Origin of the sequence: Erwinia sp. (genome assembly GCF_049696395.1) — a bacterium.
Classification (GTDB): Bacteria; Pseudomonadota; Gammaproteobacteria; order Enterobacterales; family Enterobacteriaceae; genus Erwinia.
The window spans coordinates 23745-33877 of sequence record NZ_JBAVTT010000027.1 but is presented as its reverse complement, the minus strand read 5'-3'; the positions used below and the strand labels follow the sequence as shown (position 1 = coordinate 33877).

The window sequence follows — 10133 nt, the reverse complement described above, 5'->3', positions numbered from 1 at the left end:
TCTCTGGCACATGAAGCAGCGAAGCGCAGCACCAGATGCCATCATATTTATCTACTGCAGTCAGCGCCTGAAAGCGCATCACCTCGACAGGTTTTCCTGACAAAAACTTCGCCCGCTCTACCAACTCTCTCGATGCATCAAAAGCATCAACCTCGAAGCCCATCTCAGTAAAGGCTTTGGTATCGCGGCCTGAACCGCAACCGGCATCCAGAATGCGTGCGCCGGGCTTAATGTGTGCCAGAAACGGTTGATAGACGGCAGACATATCCACATCCACCGTATCATCGTAAAAGCGCTGAGCATTTTGCTGGTAGTAATCGTCATTCATCAGAAAATACCGTTTCCCTGTGCAGCAGGTTCCCATTCATGGAGCAGAGTGAACTTAGCTGTATCCCAAGTGCGTTGCAGGAAATTATGCCTCAGAGTTGGGGTATTCCCCGTCTGTCGGATCAAGGTTTCACGCAAAGGAAGATGGCTGTTAATAAAATACTCGTTACGATCGTACAAACGCTGGAGCAATTTGGTTGAAGGTATCCGGGCAAATTTACCCTGATGACCACGATTGCAAGACTGGCAGGCCAGCACCAGGTTCCAAACGCCGTCCAGATTGCTGAGCGTATCGTTCAGCATGAAAGGCAGGAAGTGGTCGACATCAGCGAGACCTTCTTCCCCCATAGCAACGCTTATTGGGCGGTAGCAATAGAAGCAATAGCCTTTTTGGTAGCCATTCAGACTGTCGCGGCAGCTGGTGATGTTAATCCGTCGATTGTCCCGGCGACTAAAAAGCATCTTACTGTCTTCGTCGTATTCAACAGCAATCAGGTTACGCGATATGCCCATTGCCCAGGCTTCCTCAACCAGTCGCCAGCGTGCTTGGGTTTCCTGAATCAGGTTGGGGAACTGATCGTTTTCGGTCAGATAGTAATAGTTGTCTGTCAGGCGGATGCCTTTCCCGGTTTTACGCTCATCAAGGAAGAAGCGTTTATCGATTTCAGCCTGATTGACGTTATGGAAGGCATCAATAACGCAGCCCAACCCAAGTTTAACGGTGGTTCCAATCAGCTGTTCTTCAGGGATCTCACCGCTATTAAATTTTAGACAAGCCCCCAGAAACTGACCCTGTCTACCACTGATTTGTTTAGGGGCCTGTTTGAGGTGATCGCATAGATGACGGGCAAAAGGCGCAGCCAGCATCTCAAGGGTGATTAAGTCATTGCCCGGTTGCTTAAGGTCATACAGCGCATGGGCCAGCGCAAATTTATAGGAGGCGACATTCTTGCCAAAAAGGATCACACCACGCCAGTAATGTTCAAGCTTGGGATCGGCCTGATAAAAACGCATAAATGTCCTGTTTTGTGAGGCAGCTCGTAACAAAGGGAGTTACGCGATCACATAACAAAACGCTGTAATTGTAAATCCAAAAAATCATCGCCGTCCGCGCAAGTACTCCAGTGGTTTCTCAGGCCAGGCCTGATCAGGGAAAAGCCACAAACGGATGCTGTACAGATGGAACAGCGGCGTGAAGAGCTGCTCATCTTTCTTAGTCAAACTTTCCAGCTCAAGCAGCAACAGATCCAGCTCATCCAGCAACGCGGGATGCGGGGCCACTTTCAGTGACTTCATCCGGCGCTTCAGGAACAGCGCCAGTTCGTGGAACATCTGCCCACTATCCAGATGGTGCTGCCCCAGAACCTCGCGGTTGCGGGCGTAATAGTCGTAGCAGTTCGCGCCCAGCCAGACTTCGGGAACCAGGTTGCCTGCGGTGAGCAGGTCGGGATGGGGATCGAGTCGCATACGCGGCAGGATAACGTTCACTCGTTCCAACATGCCGGTAATAAAGTTCTGTCGTGATACCAACGACGAGCCGTTACGCTCCATCTCTTTCACAAACCGCAGCAGCTCACCTAACCCTGAACGTACCGCGCGTCTGGCAATCCACGACGGTCGCTTGTTACGAATAATCGCGGTGATCACTACCGCAAACAGGACGCCGGTCATAGAAGAGATAGCAGTGTTGATGGCGGACGAGAGATCGGGTTTCAAGTGGTGGCTCATGCCCAGTAAACCTGGCAACTGTATCGCGGCGCTCAGACCGATCATGTTGGTGGAAGGGTTGGCAATCACTAACCCAAGCACGAAAAGGCCTGGTGACAGGCAGATAATCAGGCTCTCAAAGGTCACGGCCTGCGGGATCAGCAGCGCCACGTAAAGCACGCTGATAAAGATGGAAATGACCGTCCCTTTGATAAACAACTTCATTGAGTTACCCGGCGTATCTGCGCTGGCAAAGAATGAGCTCAGTATCGCGGCCATCATCGGTGCGGAGGCACCATCACGCCACGCGGTGCCCATCCAGAACAGGCAGGCCCCAAAGGTCGCCAGGAATGAAGTGGTAGCGGAGAGCAAAAGAAGGCCGGTATCAGTGTGAGGGCGCGAACGTTCCTTACGAGCCAGGCTGGTATCTCCAGAGAGGTCGCTCACCAGGTTACTCACGCTGTGATAAGCCCCGGCGATACGGACAAAGTCGGCCAGGCGCTCCAGCAAACCGGTTAACACCAGGCACTCATCTATCGGCAATTCACCTCTCAGCCAGGCGCTTTTCAGGTCGGCCTGACTGGCGGTGAGCGTTGCCTGGATCTCGGCGTTATCCCTGAGGTTCTCCTCGGCGTTCAACCACATCAGGAACTGCTGAAAGGCGAGGGAAACGGTCTCAGGGAAGCGGATCTCCCGCAGCGACATCTGATGCAGACGGATCTCAATAGAGGCCAGCGTAGGGATCAGATAAGACAGATGCTGATATTGCACGCTGACCAGGCGGATCAGCCTGCGTGCGGCGTCACCTTCATAGACGCAGTGTGTAATCAGCGCTTCAACCTGCTGCGGATATTGCGCCATACGGATCAGGATGTCTTCCCGCTCCGGCGAGTTGTGTTTGGTAATCCCTGTCAGCAGGTCGCTGCACATCTTACGTCCGTTCTGATACCAGACGGTGACGCTTTGTTCCAGCAGGCTACGCATCGAAACAGGCAGCAATAATCCATGAATAAAGCTGCTACAGGTTACGCCAAGCGTGATCTCTTCAATACGCGAAATCACCGTGCCGGTAATACTCAGCGGCAGGGTGACGGCAGGGAAGCCCATAATGGCGGCGCTGTAGCCTGCCAGCATAAACACATAGCTTTTCGGTGTGCGGTCGTGCAGCGACAGATACAGGCAAAAACTGACCCACAGAGAAACGCACAGGCTGAACAGCATCGGGGACTGAACGGTTTCGGGGTAAATCAGGAAAACAAACAGGCCCCCCAGCAACGTTCCCATCACACGGAAGATCGATTTGGAGATAGTAGAAGCCGAATAGAGCTGGGAAGAGACGTAAACGGAAGTCAGTGCCCAGGCTGGTTTATCCAGATTCAGTTCAAGTGAGATGTACAAAGCCAGAAAGGCCGCAAGACAGGTCTTAACTGAAAAAAGAACGGCGTTTTTCGAAAACCACTGCATGACAGAATGACTACCAGATGCACACTAATTGCGCAGCATCCTGCCAGAATACGCGCCTTTTTCATGGGGTTAACTGCGTCAAATTGTTACTGAATCAAAAAAGATGTTCCCATTATGAAATCATATCAATTAGAAACTATATAAAAAAACTTTAGCAGTTGTGGAAGCAAGGCTGGCTCGTGCCATCAAAAGCAGGGCCTTTCCGAGTCATAACAAGGCGCTAGACGTTACCCGTAACAGTCGATCAATAAACCCTTTCAATGATAGAGATCAACCTTGTATCAATGAGTGCCCTGAATCCCTGCCGCAACCATAAAAAAGATTCGTATAAGAGAGCTGCCAGAGGCGGCTTGTGCGGTTGAGGATTTCTTGATTGCCTGGCAATTTCAGCTGTTGTTGGCAAAAAAAACGCCCCCGTTCTGGAGGCGTTCAGAGTATTAAAAGTAGCCGCAAACCTGTTATTTGATCTCAACAGTCAGCTCTGGTGCACCGAAGCTCACCAGTTCAGCCTGTGAGGCGGTAAAATACTGCTGCCAAAACCCTTCAAGCTGCTGCATGATCTTGCCAGAGCGATAGTTATTTTTGGCCGAGGTATCAATCAGTCCTGCGCCAGCCACATAGACTTTCGCACCGGAGAAATCGGCAATCAGGTTCTGCTTAGTCACCCGAGCCAGCTCTTTTTCTGGCGAAAGCAGGCGGATCTGATTGTTGCTGTAGAAGCTGCCAAAATCACTGTTCTCCAACATGTCCGAAACCAGCACCACTGATTTGACCGGTGCCGGATCGCTTTTCAGGTCCACCGCTATACGCTTAAGGCTGTCGAGTATTTCGCTTTTAGCGATGTTGTCACCTTCAGCAGCAAAGCTGGCGGCCATCAGTTTGCCAATGCCTTGATCAAAATAGTGCTTCTGTTTGATCAGGCAGGCATCCAGATTTTTCAGGCTCTCCATACCCATATTGTTGCGGGCCTTTTGATCGGTAAACAATGCTTCCAGTTTGCCGTCAAACACCCGCTTCATATAGTTGTCCTGCAACAGGGCTGAGAACTGATACAGCACGACACGATCTCCCGGCTGTACGTAACGGATCACGTGTTGCCAGACTGACTTTTTCAGGTCCAGCGGGATCTTCACCGTCTGATCGATAACGATCACCAGTTCGCGCCCACTCTCTGCCGGGCGCTCAGCATCCAGCTTTGAATAGTGGTAGCAACTCGGGATATCGTTGCGGTCAGCAGCCTGAATACCCCAGGACAGGCCCAGTAATATCAGGGCAAGCCCTCTCATGCTTCACCCTTCGCCCGGGTTTTATTCAGCAACTGCTGCACACGCTGACGCTTAAGGACGGCTTCGAACGATAAGCCCTGATCTTCGGCAATCAAAGCCAGATCCTCTTCATCCAGGCCAACCAGGTCGCCAAGCGCATTGATACGGGATTTTTCATCTTCTTTAGCGGCAGTTGGCTGAGGCGGGACATCAACCGGTGCTTGAGTCTCTGTCGCCACTACATGCAGAACCCGAGGTGCAGCGGGCTGCTGAGGCTGGGGAGCGCTCACAGGTTCAACTTGCGCGTAATTGGCGGTTTTAAGATGTTCGCTCAGCTCGTGATCGGAACGGGCTTTGTCACGTATTTTTCCACTAACGAAGTCATTAAAAGTCGGCAGTTCGTTCAACTGTAAACTCTGGCTGCTGGTGCGTTTCATCATCAGGCGATTTTGTAGCGCACTCAGTTTCTCCTGACCATCACGCTCAACACGTTCACGGCGCATGTTGTGCCAGGCTGAGAACTCCTCTGAACCACTGAAGTTACCCGCATATTTTGCCGCCATTTTAGACTCAATACCGGCAAACGAACGGTATATGCCGATCAGGATCCCAATCAACTGCACGCCAATGAAAATAACCGACAGAATAATGAAGGTCAGCTTGGAGGCGAAGACGCGGTTATTACCGATTTCTTTGGAAGCCTGACTATCAGCTTGGGTATTGTCAGCCACTGCATCGGCAGGCAGGTCGAAAGGTGAGCTTTGGGCATCTGTCGTCTGGCTGAAAGGTGTGCCATTGACGGCCTGAGTATCCATTGAATCAATGGTCGCCGCTCGAACAAAATATGCGCCTACGGCAAAGAACAGGACCAGGGCTAACGCAATAGCCGTTGCCCAATATTGGGGTTTGACGTGAACGTTGGTGCTAATGCGGTTAAGCATCTGGACATAATTAGGCTGCTCGTCATCAAGACGTGTTTCTTCCAATGAAACTTGGGCATTTTTCGATAATCCCATTGCCGTGCCGCCATGTCTTGCATCTTCATACCAGTAGCGGATCTTTTTAAGCAGGGTATTTTTATGTAATTCCGCGCCCATCAAATGTGTTGCAGGAACCAGCACGACCCCGATCAATACCGAGATCACAATGGCGGAAAATTCAGCCTGATTAGCGGAGATGTTGTTGGCAATAAAAGGTGAGAGTACCAGCGCAAAAATAAAGGCTTCCAGCAACACCAGTGCCACGCTACAGAACCACAGTAACGGCCCGGTAGGCTTGCGGCCACGCTCATCAACTTTATTCAGGTAATTGACGCAACGCAGGTAAAAATCAGCGCTGAGGTTGAAGGATTTATGATGCTGCCAGTATTTGGCACACAGCGCTTCCTCTGCCGGATACCAGAGTTTACCTCCGGTCCCGCTGCGGCGCGGTTCATTATTACGCGAAAGGCGAGCAATAAAGCCGAAAACGGGCAGACTGCTGAACAAGTTCAGGAAGAAATAGCTGACCTGTTCCCACCAACGAATAAAGATAATGACCAGCGCCATCAGGCCCACTAATGGCCAGAAAATATAGCGGTAAAGGGAGATCGCTTCGGCGATGCTCTGGAAAAGTTCCATTGTCTGTTCCTTAATTAACTACGAACTGGGGTATAAGCCGCCATGTAAGCGTTGCTGTGGCTGGAGTAGAAAAGCTGGCCCTGTTGAGCTTTAGTGGCTTTTTTGGACAGCAAAAGATCAATACAGGAGAGCGGTTGGCCTCCCTCTGCCGGCAAATACACCCGATAGAGAATACTGTCTTCGCCTTCCCATGCATTGGCCGCGGCCTGAATCGGTGCATCCACCTTACGGTTACCAGCAGACTGATAATTGCGGGTGATATAGACCTTTGGATTGGTTTCTACCGTAGCGTTTTCTTGCAATACCTTAACCGGTGACAGGGTGACCAAGTGGTTGTTGACCAGCCCAGCCCAGGCACGGCCATTCATACCCGGCAGGTATTCCGTAGTGCGGTGAGTATCAATAGCCTTACCACTGGCAAGATTTTTCGCCGTTCCGGCTACTCGCGCTGTATCGGTCAGGCAGCTCCCGGTCACCTGGCTGGCATTGGCCTGGGAGATCAGGCTGAATCCACTGCTCAGCGGTTTGAGGTTGGCTGCCAGCGGTTGCAGAGAACGGCTGACTGGCTGGCCGCCAAAATCAATCCAGTTTTTGCCATTTACGGCTTCAGATGGGTTTGAAACAGCGGCCGTCTGGCTGGTTTCACTGGCGCTGGACACTTTTTCTGTTTTACTGATGCGGTCCTGCGAAGACGCTGACTGTTTTGATGGGAGGGAAGTCTTGCGTTTGGAGGTCGCAGCTTTTGGTTTTGCGGTGCTGTCATCTGACTGAGTGCCATAGCGAAGATAGGCAAGATTGCTGCCTTCTTGTTCAACACGCTGTTTTAATAAGGCTTCATTGGCCAGGCCAACAATCTCCACCCTGCGATTTGAGGATCGCCCGGCAAACGTGGCATTGTCTGCGATAGGGCGGGATGAGCCTGCGCCCTGGAAATAGAGCTGCTGGGGATTAAGACCAGCCTGCTGTAAAACGCGCCCAACGCTCTGTGCCCGGTTTTCAGAAAGTTTTTGGTTCCAACTGGCGTTGCCGGTAGCATCGGTATGACCCACAATCAGCACAACCCCTTGCTTATCATCCTGCTTCATCACCGCCGCTAATTTTCTGACTTGTCGCAGGCCATCTTCAGTGAGTTTGGCACTGTCGGTATCAAACATACCCCGGTCTTCAACCTGGGCGACAATACCAACGTCTTGTTTGCTCCCACTCGTCTGGGCCTGTAAGGGGCTTGAGCTGATGGTGATGTGTTCTTCTGCCGCGATTTTAGCCAGTGCCTTTTCACGATTTTGCCAGGCATTACCCGCTACGCATCCGGCAACGCCGCCTGCCAGCCCACCGATAAGGGCTTTACCGGCATCTTTAGTGAGTAAATAGGTCAGCCCTCCACCAAGTGCCGCTCCTCCGATACACCCAATAGCAGTCCCATAGTTCTGGCCAGCTTCGTGCATACTGGCGCAGCTTGATGACAGCATAACCACGGCCGTCAGCAGGCTAATCTTCCTGATATGATGTCGTTCCACGTCCTCTCCTTTGTCCTTGTCCATCCCAAAAAGTAACAGTCCTGCAGCTATTCCCTCATAAGAAGGGGATTAAGCCTGAATAAACGAGTAGTCATTATTTATAAAAATAGAACTCACGGAATCAGGCGCGAGGCGTGCGCTAATCCGCGTAAAAGCAGAATGACGAATAATAATTAAAACAAAATAAGTGCCTGCATTAAGCCAAATTAAAGAAGAGGATGAATATCTTTATGGCTGCAAAAGCGCAATACAGGGGAATAATTCACAGAAAGAATGTCAGGAATGCCTGTGAATAAAATAATCACTTGATGGTATGACCTGACTCTATGATAAACCGGCACATTATTGCCATCTATGGGACTGTTGTCCAGCAGTAAGCAAGCCTTAAATTGAGACTGGTATCCACAAGCTGAATCATCAGATGCGAGTATAAAACCTTATTTGGTTTGCTAACTGAACCGATGTTGATTAGAAAAAATTTGATTGGGCTTCAATTCGCCAAAAGAAAAGCCAAACCAGGTTCCCAATAACAGAAAGAGGTACTGCAGCACGCACCAGGCAGAGGATTCGTGGTTATGACGGTTGGATGCCTTTGCTACCAGGTAACCTACAACATCAGATAGGTATCATCATGGCGGCACTTCAGTTTACCTGTACGCTGTTTCAGACCCGTAGAGGGATGAATGACTAAGGCGCGGCAGATATTCGATAGGGAGATTTGAGGGAAACCCAGTTGAAGCGGCATTTTCACTGAAAACGTAATCATCAACACAATAAAAATTGCACTGAACAAGTAAAAAGCCCGGCGTCTGCCGGGCCAATCACTGCTCATCAATCTTCATCCTCAGGGCTTTGCAGCCTTAACAGCTCTAAAACCCTTCAGCGACCACCCTCAAAGATGAGAAACTCCGTGGCCAATCTTGCCGTGCCCGGCACCCACTTTTCCTTCGTCCGCATCCTCCACCAAATCACACTGTTTCGGCAGCGTGGTGGCAATCAGTCCGGCAATAATAAGTGATGCCGCCAGCGCGCAGATGGCGGTTCCCTGACCGTAGAAGTAGATCATAATGCCGACCAGGTAAGGGCCGCAGAAACCGCCCAGGTTACCCAACCCGTTAATCACTCCGCGTGCGCTACCGGCCAGTTCTGCCGAGGCTATGCGGCCAGGCATGGACCAGAACGGGCTGGTGGCTGCTTTGAGGAAGAAGCCGCAGAACACCAGCGCGATATAGGCCGCGACGATATGCTGATGCAGCACCACAGAAGCCAGCAGCGAGGCGGCGAAGCAGAACAGTGAAATCATTACCCACAGACGGCGTTTACCGGTCTTATCGCTGATCATTGAAATCAGGTAGATACCGACGATAGTCGCCACAAAGGGCAGTATCGCTAACAGACCTACGTTCGCCATATTGGCACCGGTCAGGTTTTTCAGAATACTTGGCAGCCACAGCGTGTAGCCATAGTCACCGGTTTGGTAGAAGAAGTTCAGCAGCACCAGCTTCATCAACCCTTTGTTACGGAACACGTCCTTCAGCTGCGCTTTGCCAACCGGCGCTTTCTTGCTGCGCTCTTCGCGTTCACGCGTCAGTTCGGTAATCAGATATTCACGCTCACGTGCTGGCAGCCAGCGAGCTTCTTCCGGACGGTCGCTGATCACCAGCCACCACACCAGCAGCACAGCGGCAGAAAGCAGACCTTCGATGATAAACAACCAACGCCAGTCAAACGCGTTAATAATCATGCCGGAAATCGGCGCGGTGAACATGCCGCCCAGCGGCGCAAACATCATCACAAACGCATTCGCACGGCCCAGTTCCTTCTCTGGGAACCAGTTGCTGACCATGGTCAGCACCACCGGCAGCATTCCGCCTTCAGAAATCCCCAGCACAAAACGCAGGCCCAGCAGCTGCCAGTGATTGGTCACAAAGCCCGTGGCGATCGAAACCACCATCCACGCAGCCAGAGACCAGGCGATAAACTTCTTGCCGCTGCCATTCACCGCCACGCGGCCGCCCGGCACCTGCAGGAATAAATAACCGATAAAGAAAATGCCGCTGGCGATACCAGCCATCTGACTGGTAATGGCTAAATCCTGCTCCATGCCGCCAGGCAGAGCAAAGCTGATGTTCACCCGGTCCATAAAGGAGACAATGCAGGTGATCAGGATCGGGGCTATCACACGCAGCCAACGCGTGCCGGGTATTTTATTATTCATCTCTGGCCCTCTGGAA

Annotated in this window: 7 protein-coding genes; all 7 read right to left on the bottom strand. The window is 51.5% G+C overall.

Annotation, left to right across the window (positions count from 1 at the left end; all coding sequences use genetic code 11):
* Positions 1–331, bottom strand: a 331-nt coding sequence (locus WCC56_RS03725) for a class I SAM-dependent methyltransferase (RefSeq protein ID WP_424691095.1), incomplete at its 3' end; no start/stop codon positions are given.
* Entirely contained in the window at positions 328–1341 is a 1014-nt protein-coding gene (locus WCC56_RS03720; protein ID WP_424691094.1) for an HNH endonuclease, read from the bottom strand. The genes WCC56_RS03725 and WCC56_RS03720, both read right to left, overlap by 4 nt.
* 84 nt (positions 1342–1425) lie before the next feature.
* Positions 1426–3498, bottom strand: coding sequence for an FUSC family protein (locus WCC56_RS03715; RefSeq protein ID WP_424691093.1), 2073 nt, complete (start codon positions 3496–3498; stop codon positions 1426–1428).
* A gap of 458 nt (positions 3499–3956) precedes the next feature.
* On the bottom strand, positions 3957–4784 hold the full coding sequence (locus WCC56_RS03710; RefSeq protein WP_424691092.1) for a hypothetical protein: 828 nt from the start codon (positions 4782–4784) through the stop codon (positions 3957–3959).
* Positions 4781–6382: a hypothetical protein gene (locus WCC56_RS03705; RefSeq protein ID WP_424691091.1), complete on the bottom strand. Its 1602-nt coding sequence runs from the start codon at positions 6380–6382 to the stop codon at positions 4781–4783. Before WCC56_RS03705 ends, WCC56_RS03710 begins: the two co-directional genes overlap by 4 nt.
* Positions 6383–6396: 14 nt before the next feature.
* The gene (locus tag WCC56_RS03700; RefSeq protein WP_424691090.1) at positions 6397–7899 is read right to left on the bottom strand and encodes an OmpA family protein; all 1503 of its coding nucleotides are present in this window, start codon (positions 7897–7899) and stop codon (positions 6397–6399) included.
* A gap of 892 nt (positions 7900–8791) precedes the next feature.
* Complete coding sequence (locus WCC56_RS03695; protein WP_424691089.1) at positions 8792–10117, bottom strand: MFS transporter; 1326 nt, start codon at positions 10115–10117, stop codon at positions 8792–8794.
* Positions 10118–10133 lie beyond the last annotated feature (16 nt).

Excerpts from the sequence above, each read along its gene's own strand:
- WCC56_RS03720 (WP_424691094.1), bottom strand. The coding sequence starts at position 1,341 with ATGCGTTTTTATCAGGCCGATCCCAAGCTTGAACATTACTGGCGTGGT.
- WCC56_RS03715 (WP_424691093.1), bottom strand. The coding sequence starts at position 3,498 with ATGCAGTGGTTTTCGAAAAACGCCGTTCTTTTTTCAGTTAAGACCTGT.
- WCC56_RS03710 (WP_424691092.1), bottom strand. The coding sequence starts at position 4,784 with ATGAGAGGGCTTGCCCTGATATTACTGGGCCTGTCCTGGGGTATTCAG.
- WCC56_RS03705 (WP_424691091.1), bottom strand. The coding sequence starts at position 6,382 with ATGGAACTTTTCCAGAGCATCGCCGAAGCGATCTCCCTTTACCGCTAT.
- WCC56_RS03695 (WP_424691089.1), bottom strand. The coding sequence starts at position 10,117 with ATGAATAATAAAATACCCGGCACGCGTTGGCTGCGTGTGATAGCCCCG.